At 63.4% G+C, this 17,009-nt stretch carries 16 protein-coding genes; 10 read left to right on the forward strand and 6 right to left on the reverse strand.

From position 1 onward, the window contains the following. Positions 1 to 42: 42 nt before the first annotated feature. The 3 genes from Q6D67_RS11630 to gloB all read right to left on the reverse strand — a co-directional run bounded on the left by Q6D67_RS11630 (position 43) and on the right by gloB (position 3,336). Positions 43 to 1,194 (reverse strand): class I SAM-dependent methyltransferase, encoded by a 1,152-nt coding sequence (locus Q6D67_RS11630; protein WP_304705780.1) that lies wholly within the window; start codon positions 1,192 to 1,194, stop codon positions 43 to 45. Next, complete coding sequence (locus tag Q6D67_RS11635; protein WP_304705781.1) at positions 1,178 to 2,365, reverse strand: LysM peptidoglycan-binding domain-containing protein; 1,188 nt, start codon at positions 2,363 to 2,365, stop codon at positions 1,178 to 1,180. Before Q6D67_RS11635 ends, Q6D67_RS11630 begins: the two co-directional genes overlap by 17 nt. Before the next feature lie 188 nt (positions 2,366 to 2,553). Then, positions 2,554 to 3,336 (reverse strand): hydroxyacylglutathione hydrolase, encoded by a 783-nt coding sequence (gene gloB, locus Q6D67_RS11640; RefSeq protein ID WP_304705782.1) that lies wholly within the window; start codon positions 3,334 to 3,336, stop codon positions 2,554 to 2,556. A gap of 101 nt (positions 3,337 to 3,437) precedes the next feature. Here gloB and Q6D67_RS11645 point away from each other — a divergent pair, with 101 nt between their 5' ends. The 6 genes from Q6D67_RS11645 to Q6D67_RS11670 all read left to right on the forward strand — a co-directional run bounded on the left by Q6D67_RS11645 (position 3,438) and on the right by Q6D67_RS11670 (position 7,939). Next, positions 3,438 to 4,175: a class I SAM-dependent methyltransferase gene (locus Q6D67_RS11645; protein ID WP_304705783.1), complete on the forward strand. Its 738-nt coding sequence runs from the start codon at positions 3,438 to 3,440 to the stop codon at positions 4,173 to 4,175. Then, complete coding sequence (rnhA, locus tag Q6D67_RS11650; protein ID WP_304705784.1) at positions 4,172 to 4,612, forward strand: ribonuclease HI; 441 nt, start codon at positions 4,172 to 4,174, stop codon at positions 4,610 to 4,612. Before Q6D67_RS11645 ends, rnhA begins: the two co-directional genes overlap by 4 nt. Positions 4,613 to 4,633: 21 nt before the next feature. Continuing rightward, entirely contained in the window at positions 4,634 to 5,359 is a 726-nt protein-coding gene (gene dnaQ / locus Q6D67_RS11655; RefSeq protein WP_304705785.1) for a DNA polymerase III subunit epsilon, read from the forward strand. Further along, positions 5,356 to 6,174, forward strand: coding sequence for an NAD(+) diphosphatase (gene nudC / locus Q6D67_RS11660; protein ID WP_304705786.1), 819 nt, complete (start codon positions 5,356 to 5,358; stop codon positions 6,172 to 6,174). The genes dnaQ and nudC overlap by 4 nt, the downstream gene beginning before the upstream one ends. Before the next feature lie 4 nt (positions 6,175 to 6,178). Next, positions 6,179 to 7,234, forward strand: coding sequence for a protease SohB (gene sohB / locus Q6D67_RS11665; protein WP_304705787.1), 1,056 nt, complete (start codon positions 6,179 to 6,181; stop codon positions 7,232 to 7,234). A 72-nt stretch (positions 7,235 to 7,306) separates the two neighbouring features. Continuing rightward, positions 7,307 to 7,939 (forward strand): trimeric intracellular cation channel family protein, encoded by a 633-nt coding sequence (locus Q6D67_RS11670; RefSeq protein WP_304705788.1) that lies wholly within the window; start codon positions 7,307 to 7,309, stop codon positions 7,937 to 7,939. Positions 7,940 to 7,954: 15 nt separating this feature from the next. Here the strand turns inward: Q6D67_RS11670 and rimK are convergent, their stop codons facing one another. Together rimK and glgC are read right to left on the reverse strand one after the other, a co-directional pair. Further along, positions 7,955 to 8,872, reverse strand: coding sequence for a 30S ribosomal protein S6--L-glutamate ligase (gene rimK, locus Q6D67_RS11675; protein WP_304705789.1), 918 nt, complete (start codon positions 8,870 to 8,872; stop codon positions 7,955 to 7,957). Between the two features lie 118 nt (positions 8,873 to 8,990). Beyond that, complete coding sequence (glgC, locus tag Q6D67_RS11680) at positions 8,991 to 10,259, reverse strand: glucose-1-phosphate adenylyltransferase (protein ID WP_304705790.1); 1,269 nt, start codon at positions 10,257 to 10,259, stop codon at positions 8,991 to 8,993. 504 nt (positions 10,260 to 10,763) lie between these two features. Between glgC and Q6D67_RS11685 the strand changes: the two genes are divergently transcribed. Further along, positions 10,764 to 11,684 (forward strand): cation diffusion facilitator family transporter, encoded by a 921-nt coding sequence (locus tag Q6D67_RS11685; protein ID WP_304705791.1) that lies wholly within the window; start codon positions 10,764 to 10,766, stop codon positions 11,682 to 11,684. Between the two features lie 121 nt (positions 11,685 to 11,805). Here the strand turns inward: Q6D67_RS11685 and Q6D67_RS11690 are convergent, their stop codons facing one another. Beyond that, entirely contained in the window at positions 11,806 to 13,536 is a 1,731-nt protein-coding gene (locus tag Q6D67_RS11690) for a potassium/proton antiporter (RefSeq protein WP_304705792.1), read from the reverse strand. 180 nt (positions 13,537 to 13,716) lie between these two features. Between Q6D67_RS11690 and Q6D67_RS11695 the strand changes: the two genes are divergently transcribed. From Q6D67_RS11695 to Q6D67_RS11705, 3 genes are read left to right on the forward strand one after another with little or no spacing between them, the layout of a single operon-like run. Further along, entirely contained in the window at positions 13,717 to 15,870 is a 2,154-nt protein-coding gene (locus tag Q6D67_RS11695) for a carboxy terminal-processing peptidase (protein WP_370551955.1), read from the forward strand. Between the two features lie 13 nt (positions 15,871 to 15,883). Further along, positions 15,884 to 16,588 (forward strand): PAS domain-containing protein, encoded by a 705-nt coding sequence (locus Q6D67_RS11700; protein ID WP_304705793.1) that lies wholly within the window; start codon positions 15,884 to 15,886, stop codon positions 16,586 to 16,588. A gap of 12 nt (positions 16,589 to 16,600) precedes the next feature. Beyond that, the gene (locus Q6D67_RS11705) at positions 16,601 to 16,996 is read left to right on the forward strand and encodes a VanZ family protein (RefSeq protein ID WP_304705794.1); all 396 of its coding nucleotides are present in this window, start codon (positions 16,601 to 16,603) and stop codon (positions 16,994 to 16,996) included. Positions 16,997 to 17,009: the final 13 nt, after the last annotated feature.

Consider the following 17,009-nt stretch of genomic DNA (forward strand, 5'->3'; position numbering starts at 1 on the left):
GCGTGCCGTAAACAGCCTGCTGTCGGTCAACAAGTCATACCCCTAACGGCTGGCCAGATAAATGCGGAACTTGCGGTTCTGCGCCAGGATGCGCTGTTGGCGGAAGCCGTGCGCCAGCGTGGCGCGGTAGTCGAGATGGCGATTTGCCACCAGGCACAGCTGCCCCCCGGGAGCCAACACAGCCGCCGCCTGGCTGAGCAAACGCCTCCCGGCATAGTCGTCCACCGTGTGTTGGAGGTGGAAGGGCGGGTTGCACAAAACCAGGTCGGGCGCGGGCGCAGCCCAGTCCCGCAGGCCGTCGCCGTGGTGGAAGTGTGCCATGGTTACCTGCTGCGGGAGCACTTTCTCGAGGTTGAGCCGGGCCGAGGCGATGGCCTGGGCGGACTCATCGCAAAACCACAGTTCCCGGGCCAGGCTGCGCTGCAGCGCAACCAGGCCGATAACGCCGTTGCCGCAGGCGAGGTCTACTGCCCGGGCTACCGGCTGCAGCTCGGATAACTGTTCGAGCAGGAAGCGGGTGCCGAGGTCCAGCGTCTGGCGGCTGAAGACATTGGGCAGTGAGCGCAGCGTGGCACCCAGCGGCTCGCAGTAGTAGCTGCTGAGATCGCCGGGCATGGCGGGGGGCGCCTGCTCACTGCGCCGTGCCCGCCACAGGTGGGCCTTGTAACGCCCCCGCAACCGTTCGCAGGGACCAATGTAGCGGTTGAACAGGTTGTCCAGGCCGGTCGGCAGGTGCTTGTCCATACCCGCGGCCAACACTGTCGCACCGGCAGGCAGCAACGGCGCAAGCTGTGCCAGCTGGTACTCCAGCAGGGCTTTCTGCTTCGGGATACGCAGCAGCACCAGTGCAGTGCCCGCAGGGGGCGGGTCGGTACTCCACACCAGCGCCGGCGCCGGGGTCTTGTTCGCACAGGCGTTGTCTGCCAGCGCCTGTGCCGCCAGGGCGGAATCTGTCCACAGCGTGCAGGCGGTACCGGCGGCGGCCAGGGGCAGGCTCAGGGCGCCGTAGTCATCGTTGACGACAAGCACGGGCTCCTGCAGCGACGCGCCGGCAAGGGTTTCCAGCAGCAGCATGTCGGCGCCGCACCAGGCTCGCAACAACTCCTGTTTGCGCATGGGGTAGCGTCGTAGCTGGAACGTTCCGAACGGGGTGTTGAAAAGGGTCTCGGGGCCGGGATCAGCCGCCGCGGACATACATGGTCAGCTGCTGGCCGGGGTAGATGGTTGCCTGCGGATTGAGCGCATTCCAGGCAATGAGATCCGTGACCTTGACCTTGAACCGCCGGGCGATGCGATACAGGGAGTCTCCGCGGCGAACCTTGTAGTCACGCGTTTCGATCTGTGCCGGACCGCCGCGTTGGGCCAGCGCGCCACGGGCATACGCTCCCTGGGGAATGAGCAGGGTCGACCCCTCACGGATCAGGCTGCCCTGAATTTTGTTGGCCTTGCGCAGCAGATCGACCCGGCTATCGAACGTCTGGGCTATCCGTGACAGTGTATCACCGCGTTTGACCCGGTAGTGTTGCCAGCTGACACGCTGTTCCGGGCTGAGTGTGGCAAGACGCTGCCGGAACAGGTCTGCTCTTTCCGGTGGCAGCAGCAGTTCGGTGGCGCCGGGGGAGGTGGCCCAGCGCAGGTGGCCGGGGTTGAGTGCCTGCAGGACCGGCAGGTCGACCTCGGCCAGTTCCGCCGCCCGTGCCAGTTCAATCTGGCCGCCCGTCGGTACGGGCACGAAGGCGGGCGCATTGGCCAGTGGCGGCAGTGCCAGCTCCCAGGCATCTGGTTCCCCGACAAGACTGCTCAGGGCCAGCAGGCGGGGGACATATTTGCGGGTTTCCGCAGGCAGTGGCAGGGACCAGAAATCGGTGCGGCGACCGCGGGCACTGTTGCCCAGAACTGCACGGCCGACACGGCCGACGCCGCCGTTGTAGGCGGCAATGGCGAGCAGCCAGTCACCCTCGAGGCTGTCGTGCAGGTACTGCAGGTAGTCCAGCGCGGCGGCTGTGGATTCGCGCAGGTCGCGCCGGCCGTCGTACCACCAGTCGCTGCTGAGGCCCAGGGTGCGGCCCGTCGCGGGCATGATCTGCCACAGGCCCATTGCCTGCTGGGAGGAGAGCGCGAAGGGGTTGAGGGTGCTCTCCACCAGTGGCAGCAGGGCCAGCTCCATGGGCATGTTGCGGCGCTCTATTTCCTCCACGATGTAGTGCAGATAGAGCGCCCCGCGCTCGGTGACCGCCTCGAAGTAGCGGTCCTGTGCCAGGTAGTAGGCCCGGGCGTCACGCACCTGGCGGTTGTCCGGTATTTCCCATTGCATGCCGCCGCGAAGACGCGCCCACAGATCGTTGGGGTCAACCTGCTCCGGCACTGGGGCGCGCCGGAGCAACGGCGGAGGGGGTTCTGTGACCGCGGTTCGCTGCACCTTGCTGGGCGCGGTCTCCTGGCGAGCCCCGACGGTTTCTGAATCGGCCGGCACAAGCTGACAGCCAGATACCGACAGAAAGCTCGAAACCACTACAAAAATCGAGTATAACTTTATGTTTTTAATTGGAAAACTCAAAATGAATCCTTCCAGGTGCGAAGGGCAGCAAACACCTCTTCCGGCTTCTCGCCCTGCCATTTACCCTGCCGTCGGAGTGCGGCCACCAGCGCCGGCTCCTCGCAGCGGAGGAAGGGGTTGGTAGTCAGCTCGACGGCGAGTTCCGAGGGCACAGTCGGTTCGCCGCGTTCCCGCGCAGCGGCAACCTCTGCCGCGCGTCGGGCGAGATCGCTGTTGTCGGGCTCTACTGCCCGGGCGAAGCGCAGGTTGGCCTGGGTATATTCGTGGGCGCAGTACACCCGGGTGGCGCCGGGCAGGGCGGCCAGGGAGGCCAGCGACGCATACATGACCGGGGCCGTGCCCTCGAACATGCGGCCACAGCCACCGGCAAACAGGGTGTCGCCGCAGAACAGCAGGGGCGGTTGGCCACTGCTGCCTGCGTGATAGTAGGCGATATGGTCCAGCGTATGCCCGGGCACAGCGATGACGGAGAACTCAAGCCCCAGCACCTCGATGCTGGCGCCGGCCTGCAGTGGCCTGGAGATGCCGGTTATGGCGGGATTGCGCGGACCGTAGACCACCGGGTCGCTGTGGGCGATCAGTTCTTCCAGCCCACCGACATGGTCGAAGTGGTGGTGGGTGATCAGCACGCCCGCAAGTTCAAGCTGGTCCCGTTCGAGTATCGCCAGGACGGGCGCGGCGTCACCCGGATCGACCACAAAGCAGCGCCGGCTGCCGCTGTCGCGCAGGAGCCAGATATAATTGTCGCTGAAGGCGGCTAGCGGTTCGATTACCAGCATGGTGACGTTCCAAACCCCCTGAAATGCAGTAACATGCCCGTTTGGGCAATTAGCGCGCCGGTACCCGGCGGCTGGAGACAATGCGCGAGTGTAGCGATATTTTGAGCGAACTGGAATCCTGGTATGCGACCGCGGTGGGGCACAACCTGCACGCGTCGGTGCAGACGGCTCTCGAGCCCATGCTGGAGACAGCCTTCGGTTATCACCTGGTGCAGGTAGGTTATACCCGACAGCAACCCCTGTTTGGCAACAGCCGGATCCGGCACCGGGCCTACACCGCGCCGCGGGCGGGGCATGCAGTGACGGTCGTGGCCGAGCACGATGAGCTGCCCCTGGAGAGTGACAGCGTCGACGTGGTGATTGCCCACCACTGTCTGGATTTCACCACCCAGCCACACCAGGTGTTGCGCGAGCTGCAGCGGGTTCTGACGCCCAACGGCCAGTTGCTGTTGATTGGTTTCAACCCCTGGGGCCTGCTGGGCACCATCCACCACCTGCGCGGATTGGGGGGCAATGCCCTGTGGCAGGGCCACCGCCCGGTGGGCTGTTCCCGCCTGCTGGACTGGCTGCGGTTGCTCGGCTGCGAAGCGGAGTCCGCGCGCTATCTGTACCCGCTGCCGGTATTGGGGGAGTCCCGTGTCGGCCACTACGCCGCCGCTGCCAATCTCTGGAGCGAACGGCACCGCTTGCCGCTGGGCGATGTCTACCTGATCCACGCCATCAAGCAGGTCGGCGGTACCACCCGCCCCGTGCAGCGCGCCAGCCGCAGCGCTCGTCTGATCGGTTTGGCAGTGCCGAATCCGGCGGCGACGCCACGCCAGGGTGACCACGCCGCGTGAAGCAGGTCGAGATATTCACCGATGGCGCCTGCCGCGGCAATCCCGGGCCGGGCGGCTGGGGAGCGCTGCTGCGCTGCAACGGACGCGAGCGCGAACTCTTTGGCGGCGAGTCCCACACCACCAACAACCGGATGGAGTTGCAGGCGGCGATCGAGTCCCTGCGCGCCCTGAAAGAGCCCTGTGAGGTCACCCTGACTACCGATTCCGTGTATGTGCGTGACGGGATTACCAAATGGTTGGCCAACTGGAAGCAAAAGGGTTGGAAGACGGCTTCCCGCCAGCCGGTGAAAAATATCGATCTGTGGCAGGCGCTGGACGAGCAGAGTCAGCGCCACCGGATCAGCTGGCACTGGGTCAAGGGGCATAGCGGGCACCGGGAGAACGAGATTGCCGACCAGCTGGCCAACAGGGGTATCGACGGACTCCGGGCCCGCTGACGGAAGCGACGAGGAACGCATGTGAGACTGATAGTACTGGACACGGAAACCACCGGCCTGGAAGTCAACCAGGGCCACCGGATCATTGAAATCGGCTGCGTCGAGCTGGTCAACCGGCGCCTGACCGGCAACCACTTTCATCGCTATATCAATCCGCAGCGGGATATCGACCAGGGTGCGATTGAAGTTCACGGCATCACCAGCGAGTTCCTTGCCGACAAACCGCTGTTTGCACAGGTAGCCGCGGAGTTCCTGGAGTTTGTACAGGGCGCCGAGCTGGTCATTCACAACGCCCCCTTTGACATCGGCTTCCTGGATGCGGAGCTCAAGCGCCTTGACGAGCGCCATCCGGGGCTGGAATCCGTGTGTTCGGTGACCGACACCCTGGTCATGGCCAGGGCAAGGCACCCCGGTCAGCGCAATAACCTGGACGCACTCTGCAACCGCTACACCGTGGACAACTCCCAGCGCGACCTGCACGGCGCTCTGCTGGATGCCGAGATCCTGGCGGATGTATACCTGGCGATGACCGGAGGCCAGACCGCCTTTCAGCTTGCGGACCACGGCCCGGGGGAGGGCGACGGCAGCAGCCACAGCGAGGGTATCAGGCGCCTGTCGGCCCAGCGTCCTGCGCTGGCCGTGCCCAGGGCCAGCGCAGAGGATCTGGCGGCGCACGAAGCGCAGCTGGAAGCCATCGCCCGGGCCAGTGGCGGCACGGTGTTGTGGCGGGAGGTGGTGCGGACATGAGCTTCCAGCCCGACAACCGGCCGCCGGCCGCCGCGGAGGATGCCCTGCACCTGGTGTTCCAGCGCGGCCAGGTGGTCACCGACATGACTGCGCGGGACCCGCTGTTGCAGCGGGCGGAATTGCAATCCATGGGCTGGCTGGTGCTGCGCGAGCAATTCCTCGGGTACTGGCACGGCCGTCCCTGCTTCGCGGTGGAGATCGATGCCGGCATCGAACCGGATCCGATGCGCTTTGCCCGCGGCAATCTGTACCAGCTGCTGGGCCGCGTCGACGATGGCCTGTTTGCCCTCGCAGGCCGGGCCTCCCAGCTGCTTGCCTGGGAACGCGATCACCAGTTTTGTGGCCGCTGCGGCAGTGCCATGGCGGTCGACATGGTGGAGCGCGCCATGCGCTGCGCGCCCTGCGGCACGGTCAACTACCCGCGCATCAACCCCTGCGTCATCGTCCTGATCACTCGCGGCGAGGAACTGCTGCTGGCCCGCAACGTAAACTTTCCGGGCAAAATGTACAGCACCCTGGCCGGGTTTATCGAAGCCGGCGAGAGCGCCGAGGACACCCTGCACCGTGAGGTGCGGGAGGAGGTCGGGGTGGAGGTCCACAGGCTGCGCTATTTCGGTTCCCAGTCCTGGCCGTTCCCCAGCCAGTTGATGCTGGGCTTCTTCGCGGAGTACGCCGGTGGCGATATCGTCTGCGAGCCCGGGGAGATCGCCGATGCCGGCTGGTATCATTACCGCGACCTGCCCGAGGTGCCACCGCCGACCTCGATTGCGGGGCAACTCATCCGCCACTACGTCAGCGAACTGACACGGGAGTAACCACTTGGAATACGTCTATGAGTATGGGCTGTTTTTGGCCCGAACCGTCACGGTTATTGCCGCCATCCTGCTGGTGGCAGCCGGTATGGTCGCCCTCAGCCACCGCCACAAGGCGGAGCGCAAGGGGCATATCGAGATCTGCAAGCTCAACGACCGCCAGCAGGAGGTCGGCGACGTCATGCGCGCGGCCCTGGCGGAACCAGAGGTGCACAAGGCCGAACTCAAGGCCCGTCACAAAGCCGAAAAGGCGACCGCCAGGGCGGCGAAAAAACGCCTCAAAAATCGAGAAACGGCTTCAGAAACCGGTCGAAACCGCCTGTTTATATTGGATTTTGATGGCGACATCAAGGCCAGCGCCACGGAACATCTGCGGCAGGAAATCTCCGCGGTCTTGCCACAGCTGGAAGCGGGCGACGAGATCCTGCTGCGACTGGAAAGCCCCGGCGGCCTGGTCCACGGCTACGGCCTGGCAGCCAGCCAGCTCAAGCGCATAACCGACGCCGGCGCCCGCTTGACCGTGGCCGTCGACAAGGTGGCGGCCAGCGGTGGCTACATGATGGCCTGTGTCGCCCAGAACATTATCGCGGCGCCCTTTGCGGTACTGGGGTCCATCGGGGTGCTGGCCCAGCTCCCCAACTTCCACCGCCTGTTGCAGAAGCACGATATCGATTTCGAGCTGCTCACGGCCGGTGAGTACAAGCGCACCCTGACCCTGTTCGGCGAGAACACCGACAAGGGGCGGGAAAAATTCATCGAGGACCTGGAAACCACCCACGGCCTGTTCAAGGCCTTCGTCGCCGAGAACCGGCCCGCGCTGGACATCGACAAGGTCGCCACCGGCGAAATCTGGTACGGCCGCGACGCCGTCGATATCGGCCTGGTGGATGCCCTGCAGACCAGTGATGCCTTTGTCCAGGAGCAGCTGCGGGAGCGCGACGTGTTCGAGGTCAAATACGTGCAGAAAAAAGTCTGGCAGGAAAAGCTGGGCATGGCCGCGGAAGGGGCGGTCGAGCGTGGACTGCTGAAGCTCTGGCAGCACAATCGCGGCCCGCACAGCTGAGTCCGTGACTGCTATGGTCTTCTATCGGGCCCACCCCGGACACTAGTAGCCGGAACGCGACAAGGAACCGGTATGAGCACCGTCACCATCATCTACACCCTGGATCTGTTGGGAATTGCGGTATTCGCCATCAGTGGCGCTCTGGCGGCGGCGGAAAAACGTCTGGATGTCCTGGGCTTCGTGCTGTTTGGCACCATCACCGGCATCGGCGGCGGTACTGTGCGCGACCTGTTATTGCAGACCGGGGAGGTATTCTGGATCGGCAATACCGCCTATCTGTGGGTCTGTATCGGCGCCAGTGTCGCCACCTGGTTCCTGGCGCACTTTTTCGAATCCCTGCGCACCGTCCTGCTCTGGGCCGACGCTCTGGGGTTGGCTCTGTTCAGTGTGCTGGGCACCCAGAAAGCCCTGGCCTGGGACGCTCCGCTGCTGGTTGCCATCGGCATGGGCATGATGACCGCCACGTTCGGCTCGTTAATCCGGGACGGCCTGCTGGGCCGGCCGCCGGTGCTGCTGGAGCCGGACATCTACGTGACCGCGGCGGCACTGGGTGCGATCAGCTATGTGGTGTTTAGCGCGCAGCACTGGGGGCAGCAGATAGCACTGCCACTGGCAGTGGCCGCTGCCTTTGCCCTGCGGGGCGCGGCCATCCTGTTTGACCTGCGCCTGCCCAAGTATCAACCCGGCAGCGAACAGGAGCCCTGAGCGTGGCGTGCGGCATCAACCTTTGCCGGTAGGCTTGTTGGGCCCGGTCTGGGAGTCCTTCTCGATGTATTCGATGATCTTGCTGGCGATGTCGATGCCCGTGGCCTTCTCGATGCCCTCCAGGCCCGGAGACGAGTTCACCTCGATAACCAGGGGGCCGTGAGCCGAGCGCAGGATATCCACCCCTGCCAGATCCAGCCCCATGACTCGCGCCGCCCGGAGTGCCAGCCGCCGTTCCTCGGGAGTCAGCTTGATCACCTCCGCGGTGCCACCCCGGTGCAGGTTGGAGCGGTACTCGCCTTTCACCGCCTTGCGCTGCATGGCGGCAATCACTTTTTCGCCCACCACGAAGCAGCGGATGTCAGAGCCGCCGGCCTCCTTGATGAATTCCTGCACCAGGAAGTCGGAGCCGATACCGCGGAAAGCGTTGATCAGGGCCTCCGCGGCTTTCTTGGTCTCCGCCAGCAGCACGCCATTGCCGTGGGTGCTTTCGGTCAACTTGAGAATCAGCGGCGCGCCGCCGACAGATTCAATCAGCTTGTCCGTGGCCCTGGCGGAGTGGGCATAACTGGTGACCGGCTGCCCGATACCGCGCCGGGCCAGCAGCTGGTGGGCGCGCAGTTTGTCCCGGGAGCGGGTAATGGCAATGGATTCATTCAGCGAGTAGACCTGGCCCACTTCGAACTGGCGCAGTACCGCGCAGCCGTAGGAGGTGATGCTGGCGCCGATCCGTGGAATGACCGCCTCGAAGTCCAGGGCCTCTACCCGTTCCGCCGAGTGCTGGTAGGTCACCGTGGGATCGTTGGCGGTGATATTCATGTAGCACTTGAGCACATCGATAACCTTGACATCGTGCCCCCGCGTGGTTGCCGCTTCCATCAGACGGCGGGTGGAATAGAGCCTGCGGTTGCGTGACAGAATACCGATCTTCATAGATTGTCCTTGGGGCTGGAGTAGAGGTGGCTGCAGCACGCATCATAGCTGGTATCAGGGAGTTTTACACAACACCCGGCACGGTTTGCCTGGCTGCGGAGGAGCGGGGGAGGCGTCGCTAGCGAATGTAATCCAGGTTTTGTTGCAGCATTTCCGGAGTCACCAGGGTTACCCCGGCTGGAGAAACCTCGAAGCGCTGCCGGTCCTGTTCCGGGTCAACTCCGATGACGGTCCCCGCCGCCAGTCTGCAACCGGTCTCGATGACGGCCTTGTGGATGTGGCAGTCGGGGCCGACTACCACCTCCGGCAGCAGCACTGAATCTGTCACCCTGGAAGATTCCTCCACCCGGACCCTGGAGAACAATACCGAGTGGCGCACCAGGGCGCCGGATACGATACAGCCGTTGCAGACCATGGAGTCCACCGCCATCCCGCGGCGACCCTCGTCGTCAAACACAAACTTTGCCGGCGGCGCCTGGACCTGGTGGGTGCGAATCGGCCACTGGGTGTCGAACAGGTCCAGTTCCGGCACCACGCCAATCAGTTCCATGTTGGCAGCCCAGTAGCTGTCCAGTGTCCCCACGTCCCGCCAGTAGGCCCGGGCGCCGGTCTTGGGGTCCCGAAAGGGGGCGGCGAAGACCCGGTCCTGCTGTACCGCAAGTGGCAGGATGTCTTTGCCGAAATCGTGCTCAGACGCCGGGTTGAGGCTGTCCTGGCGCAGACGATCGAGCAGATAGTCGGCGGTAAATACATAGATACCCATGGACGCCAGGGCGAAGTCGGGCTGTTCCGGCATCCCGCTGGGCGCTGCCGGTTTCTCCTCGAACCCGCACACTCGACCGTCGGGTTCGATCTCCATGATGCCAAAGGCACAGGCATCCGCCAGCGGCACCTCCATGCAGGCGACGGTAACGTCGGCCTGCTGTTCCACGTGGGTGGCAAGGAGGCCACCGTAGTCCATCTTGTAGATGTGGTCGCCACCGAGAATTAGCACAAAGCGCGGGTCATGGGCGCGGATAATGTCGATGTTCTGGTACACCGCGTTGGCAGTACCGATGTACCAGCCGCCATCGGTGCGCTGCTGTGCCGGCAGCAGTTCGACAAACTCGCCGAGCTCGCCGCGCATGAAGCCCCAGCCCAGGCTCAGGTGGCGGATCAGGGAGTGGGCCTTGTACTGGGTGAGCACCCCGATCCTGCGCACGCCGGAGTTGACACAGTTGGACAGGGCAAAGTCGATGATGCGCATGTTGCCGCCGAAGGGTACCGCGGGTTTGGCGCGTTCAGTGGTCAGGCCGCCCAGCCGGGAGCCGCGACCGCCGGCGAGGACCAGCGCCAGAGTGTCGCGCGTCAGCGCGCTGACAAAGCGCTCCGGGAAATGAAAACTCACCCTAGCGGTGCCATTCCGCCCGCAGGTGTTGGCATTCATCGCGCCAGGGGCAATCCGGCTCCCTGCAGGTAAAACGCAGTTCACTGGCAAAACACGGGCGTTGTCCCGCGGCGGCCTGCTGGGCCCAGATCTGCCAGCGCCGCGCGCTCCCGCTGCTCTGACGCCCGCTGTCAGAGGCAGGGTCCTGTGGGGGTGCTGCTCTGCTGTCGTTGCTGCGCCTGGCCCGCATGGATGTTCTCCGGCAATTCGGTGCTTCAGGGTAGCGCCGAGGGGTGCTCTCCGCATTGACCAGCATCAATCGTCCTAAGATTAGTCCAGCCAGCACCCGCCCGCAAAGAATCCACATATGCGCATAATATATATTATGTTAAATAGGACATTTGGGCACACAGTTATGCACAGGCTTGCCCGCCGTCCAGCCAATGGCGGCCTTGCCGGGCGCCCCGCTCGAGGTCATGATGCTGACATCCCTCTTCCTTCAACCCTGGAGTTGCGAGACCCGCCATGAGCCACAAACTTCACGTTCACAGCGAGCAGCGCGCCCTGCGATGGGCGCTGTTTGGATCTGTTGGGTTTGTCGTCCTGGCGCTGACCTTTGCGCTGCTCACGCGCTCGGATGCGATCCTGTTCGACGGCATCTACTCGCTGATCGCATTCTGCGTCGCGCTGCTGACGCTCAAGGTGGCGCGCCTGGCTGAACGCCCGGATGACGACCGCTTTCATTTTGGCTACACCTCCATGGAACCGGCCCTGAACCTGTTCAAGTCGCTGTTTATCCTGGTGGCGTGCACCTGGGCCTGCATCGAGGCGGTCAAGCGGCTTATGGTCGGCGGCAACCCTGCGGCATATGGCCTGGCCACGGTCTACGGTGCGGCCGCCACCCTGGGCTGCCTGCTGGTGGCCTGGCTGATGGCCCGCGCCGGGCGCCAGACCCGCTCGGATCTGGTGGCGGTCGAATCCCGCACCTGGCTGGTCGACGGCCTGCTCAGCGCAGCGGTATTTATAGGCTTTTTGCTGGCCTGGTGGCTGGAGGGCTCCCCCTGGGCACGCTATGCCCCGGTGGTCGACCCGCTGCTGTTGATTGCCATTGTCATCGTCGCCCTGCCGGTGCCGTTGGGCATTCTCCGTGACAGCATGCGGGAAATCCTGTGGATGCCGCCGCCGGGTTCTCTGGCTGACGATATCGAACAGCAGCTGTTGGCCACCCTGGCCAAGGTTGCGTATGACCGGGTTGAAGTCCGGATTACCAAACGGGGTCGCAACACCTATTTACTGGTTCACATTGTCGTCAGCGAGGGCTTCAAAATCCAGTCGATAGCGGATCTCGATGCCATCCGCCATCACAGCGAAGCCGTGCTCAAAGCCTGGCACCCCGAGATCGTCATGGATATGTTGTTTGTGCGGGATGCGGCTCTGGCCGACTGATATTTCGCTGCTGTTGGCAGGCGATCTGCGGTTTTGGGGATATTGCAAGACATTGCATAGCAATAATTTCAGTAAGTTACGCCATGAAAGGCTGCCAGTACTGAAAGGCTTTTGAGTTGCTTCAGCCCAGTTTCAGACCCACGGTTGCAATGCGGTCACCGTCCAGTTTCTTGACCACGAACTGCACATGCCCCAGGACCACCCGATCACCGACAACCGGTTTCTGATGGAACTGGCGATTGATGAATTCGGCCACGGTCAGGGCTCGCAGCGGCGCCGGCACTTCGAAGCCGTACATCTGTGAGAGGTCTGCCAGACGCGCATCGGGTTTGAGCACGAAGCTGCCAAAGAAGTCCGCAACCTCGCGCTCGCGGTCGCTGCGGCTGGCCGCCGGTGTGAACAGGCGCGCCAGGGCCGGGGTGCCGCCGTCGGTACCCAACACCATGACATGATCCTCGTCCTGTATGGTCTGCTGCTGCCACTCCTCCAGCAACACTCCGTGCCGCACCAGCCCCACCAGCTGGGCGCCCCCGGACAGGGGCAGGCGCGTTACCGCTGTGCCGATGGCGGGGCTGCCGTTCACTGCCCGGTAGACCAGCAATTCCTTTTCCTGGTCGTCCGGTATTTTCAGCACCAGGTGTTCCGGTTCCTCCAGTACCGGCGGCACCTCGATGCGCAGCCAGCGGGCAATGGGGGCGATAGTCCAACCCTGCACCACCAGCGATACCAGGACCACGAAAAAGGCCAGTTCAAAGAAGGTGTCCGCCAGTTCCAGCCCTGCCAGCGAGGGGAACAGGGCCAGGATGATGGGTACGGCCCCACGCAGACCGCACCAGCTGATAAAAACCTGCTCCCGCCACGGGAAGTGGAACGGCAGCAGGGCCAGCAGCACAGCCACCGGCCGTGCCACCAGAATCAGGGCCAGGGCGACGCCCAGCGCAGGCAGCACCAGGGGGATCAGGCTGCTGGGGGTGATCAGCAGGCCCAGCATCAAGAACATGCCTATCTGCGCCAGCCAGGCGATGCCGTCATGAAAACGCCGGATATCCTTGGCGTGGGGCAAGGACGCGTTGCCGACCAGAATGCCCACCAGGTAGATAGCCAGAAAGCCGCTACCACCCCACAGGTTGGCAATACCGAAGACGCTTATGCCGCCCGCCAATGCCAGCAATGGATACATGGATACCGGCAGTACCATGCGCTTGAGCAACAGCACCAGCATATAGCCGCCGGCAAAACCGATCGCGAGGCCCAGGCCCATCTGCTCGGCGAATGCTCCGAGAATTTCGAGACCGGGGTTGTCGGCGCGAAGCACCAGCAGTTCCACCAGGGTGATGGTCAGGAATATGGCCATCGGGTCGTTGCTGCCGGACTCGATTTCCAGGGTGGCACTGGTACGTTCCTTGAGTCGCAGCCCAGCCGACCGCAGCAGGCCAAACACCGCCGCGGCGTCGGTGGAACCGACAATGGCGCCGATCAGCATGGCCTCGAGCCAGGACAGGTCCAGCACAAGTTTTGCGGCGAGACCGGTGATGCCCGCGGTGACGACCACCCCCACGGTGGCCAGGGACAGGGCGGGCCCGAGACTGACCCGAAAAGTGTCCTTGCGCGCTCCCTGGCCGCCGTCGAAGATGATGATGGCCAGCGCCAGGCTGCCGAACAGGAAGGCCTGGCTGAAATCGTTGAAGCGAATGCCACCCACGCCCTCCTCCCCGGCCAGCATGCCCAGCACCAGGAAAATCAGCAGTACCGGGGCACCGACTCTCCGCGACAGTCCGCTCGCCACGACGCACAGCAGTGCCAGTACGGCGCCCCAGAAAATAAGGGAGTTGGTGAGTTCGACGGGGATCATGGCGTCAACAGTGACTTTCCGGCAGGTAAAGGACCATATTACACCAACCTCGAGCCCTGCTGGCGGGAACGTATTCCGCCCGGGGCAGTCAGAATGGGTTGCGCGGTCGATGCGATCATTTATTGGAGCAGCGACGACAGCGCGTTACACTACCAAGTGATGATAGCGGAGGTGAATTCATTGATCATAGCCCTTGTAAACCCAGGTAGCCGTCGTGGCTGGCTTCCCGCAACCTTCATTACTGTTGCTCTTGCGCTGGTGCTGGCCACCGCCCCGCTCCCCGCTTTCAGCGCTATCACCTTTACCGACAACCAGCGGGAAACCATAGTCGAGCTGATCGAGCAGTTGGAGCAACGCCATTACGCCAAGCTGCGCTACGACGATCACCTCTCGTCCATGCATCTGGACAATTACATTGACAGCCTCGACGGCGGCAGGATGTTCTTTACCGCCACCGACCTGGCGGAATTCGAGCGCTACCGGCGCAGCATGGACGAAGACCTCCACGCGGGCAATCTGGAGACGGGCTTCGCCATCTTCAACCGCTTCCAGAAACGCCTTGAGGCGCGGCTCTCGAACATCGTGGACAATCTTGAGACGACCCTCGCGGCGATGGATTTTACCACTGACGAGCAGTACCTTCTCGATGGCGAGACCCGGCCCTGGGCGGCGGACGATGCCGAGCTCGACGACCGCTGGCGCCGGCATCTCAAGAACCAGGTGCTGAGCCTGCGGCTGGCGGACAAAGAGGCGGACGAGATCGTGCCCACTCTGGCCAAGCGCTACAACAATCAACTCAAGCGGGTAAAACAGTACAACGATCAGGACGTGTTCCAGATTTACGCCAATGCCCTGACCGAGCTCTACGATCCCCACACCAACTACCTGTCACCGCGCCGCTCCGAGAATTTCAATATCAACATGAGCCTGTCCCTGGAGGGTATCGGCGCAGTTCTGCAGATCGAGGATGAATACACCAAGGTGGCACGACTGGTAGCCGCAGGCCCCGCAGACAAACAGGGGGAGCTGCGCCCCTCCGACAGGATAACCGCGGTCGCCCAGGGCGCAGACGGTGAGTTCGAGGATGTCATCGGCTGGCGCCTGGACGAGGTGGTGGAATTGATCCGCGGCCCCAAGGACTCCATCGTGCGCCTGCAGGTCATCCCGGCCAAATCTCCTGGCACGGATATCCGCAAGGAAATCACCATCGTCCGCAACCAGGTCAAGCTGGAGGAGCAATCGGCGCAGAAGGAGATCCTCGAGATTCCCGCCGGTGATGAAGTGATGAAAATCGGCGTCATCGATATTCCGGCCTTTTACATCGACTTCGATGCCATGCGTCGCGGCGACGAGGAGTACAAGAGCACAACTCGCGACGTGCGCAAGTTGCTGGACGAGCTGCAGGAAGAGGGAGTGGACGGCATCGTCGTGGACCTGCGTCACAATGGCGGCGGCTCCTTGCAGGAGGCCAACGAACTGACCGGCCTGTTTATCGAATACGGGCCGACAGTACAGATCCGCCATTCCTCACGCCGGGTCTGGCGCGATGGCAAACGGGCGCGCAGCCCCTACTACGATGGCCCGCTGGTGGTTCTGATCAATCGTCTCAGCGCATCGGCCTCGGAGATCTTTGCCGGCGCTATCCAGGACTATCAGCGCGGGATCATTGTCGGCGACCGCTCCTTTGGCAAGGGCACCGTGCAGACCATGGTGCCCCTGACCGAGGGCCAGCTGAAACTGACCGAGTCCAAGTTCTACCGTATCTCCGGCGACAGCACCCAGCATCGCGGCGTGGTACCGGATGTGCTGTTCCCCTCCCTGTTCGATCCGGATGAGATCGGCGAGAGCGCGCTGGACCACGCCCTGAGCTGGGACCAGATCAACCCCGTACGGCACCGCCGCTACGATGACATGGCGTCGGTCATCCCGGAAATAACCCGGTTGTTCCGCAGCCGCAGTGTCCAGAATCCCGAGTTTGTGTTCCTTGAGGCCCAGGTCGGACTGGCTGAGGAGGCCCGCGCGATAAAAACCCTGCCCCTGAATGAAGAGGCTCGGGTCGCCATGCGAGAAGAGCAGGAACGCAAGGCGCTGGCAATTGAGAATCGCCGGCGCGCCGCGCTCGGGCAAGATCTACGCACCTCCCTGGAAGAGGACCTCCTTGAGGACGAGGAGGAGATCGATGAGGAGGCCGCGGATTCCGATGACGAGCGTCCGGACGTCCTGCTCACCGAAGCGGGCAACGTTCTGGTGGACGCCCTCCTCCTGAGGGAACAGCGGTTTGCTCAGCACAGCCCAAGGGCGGAACAAGACAAGAATAGTAGACACTCCCAATAGCGCAGAGGCAACCATGGACTGGGTAGAGGGGCTGGGCGAACTGATGCCGGTCACGCGGCTGGACGACGATCTGTGCATTGTGTCCATGTCGCCTGCAGCCCTGCGCCTGAATGGCGTGACTCATGAGCAAGCCCTGGGCAAAACCTTGTCTGAGCTGGCCCAGCGGCAGGACATGGCCAGCGTCCTGCCCCCGGGCTGGCGCCGGGCCAAACCCATGTCTAAGGACCCCGTGGGCGGTCTGCTGGAAGACGCTGCCCGCCTTTACGGCAACGCCACGGCCTGGATCTGGCTGTTGACGCCCAGAGGGCGAATGTTCCGGGCCATTCTGAATGTGGTCAAGCTCAGCGTTGGCTATATCGTTTACCTGGCCAATATTGAGGACCCCTTCAACCGCAGCCTGGTGCGGGCCGATCAAGAGGGGATTATCACGGATTCGCTCGGGGCGCACTGGACACTGCAGACCATGCAGTTGTTCGAGGACTTCGTCAGTGGCAATTCCCTGCACCAGATAGCGGCTGACCACGGCATTCCCACCAGCCGGGTACGGACAGTTCTCGATGAATTGGCTGCCGCGACTGGCTTCAGCACGGCTGGCGCACTGCGGGCAGCCGTCTACCGCAGCTATGCCGATGAACTGATGCCTGCCCGCCAATCCATTTTTCCTGTCCTGTCGGACGAGTTGCCTGGATTCCCCCTGTTCGACCGGCCCCCGTTGTAGGATTGCCAGCCATTGCCACGCCTCCGGTACCGGATAATCTCGGTTTTTACACTGCTTGCCACCCTGCTTGCGCTGTTGCTGTCAGGGGAGCATCTGGCCATGCTGGCCGGGTGGTGGCCATGGCGCGACGGTGCCAGCGCTGCCAGCTATTCCAATCAGGATAAACTGGTCCATGCCGGCATGTTTGCAATCAGTGGCTACTTCGTCGTGCTCGGCTGGGTGAGCAGGAACATCCAGGCAATACCGCTCTATCTAGGCCTGCTGGCTTTGGGGGGGTGTACTGAATGGTTGCAGGGAAACATCCCCGGGCGTGGCGCCGACAACTGGGATCTGGTCGCGGATGCCGCGGGCGCCGCAGTGGGGGTCACGCTTGGGCTGTGCTCGCTCCGGCGTAACCCGCCAGGCTGAGGAATCAGCTGCG

Origin of the sequence: Haliea sp. E1-2-M8 (genome assembly GCF_030649675.1) — a bacterium.
Classification (GTDB): Bacteria; Pseudomonadota; Gammaproteobacteria; order Pseudomonadales; family Halieaceae; genus Haliea.

Excerpts from the sequence above, each read along its gene's own strand:
- Q6D67_RS11630 (WP_304705780.1), bottom strand. The coding sequence starts at position 1,194 with ATGTCCGCGGCGGCTGATCCCGGCCCCGAGACCCTTTTCAACACCCCG.
- gloB (WP_304705782.1), bottom strand. The coding sequence starts at position 3,336 with ATGCTGGTAATCGAACCGCTAGCCGCCTTCAGCGACAATTATATCTGG.
- nudC (WP_304705786.1), top strand. The coding sequence starts at position 5,356 with ATGAGCTTCCAGCCCGACAACCGGCCGCCGGCCGCCGCGGAGGATGCC.
- Q6D67_RS11670 (WP_304705788.1), top strand. The coding sequence starts at position 7,307 with ATGAGCACCGTCACCATCATCTACACCCTGGATCTGTTGGGAATTGCG.
- rimK (WP_304705789.1), bottom strand. The coding sequence starts at position 8,872 with ATGAAGATCGGTATTCTGTCACGCAACCGCAGGCTCTATTCCACCCGC.
- Q6D67_RS11685 (WP_304705791.1), top strand. The coding sequence starts at position 10,764 with ATGAGCCACAAACTTCACGTTCACAGCGAGCAGCGCGCCCTGCGATGG.
- Q6D67_RS11690 (WP_304705792.1), bottom strand. The coding sequence starts at position 13,536 with ATGATCCCCGTCGAACTCACCAACTCCCTTATTTTCTGGGGCGCCGTA.
- Q6D67_RS11700 (WP_304705793.1), top strand. The coding sequence starts at position 15,884 with ATGGACTGGGTAGAGGGGCTGGGCGAACTGATGCCGGTCACGCGGCTG.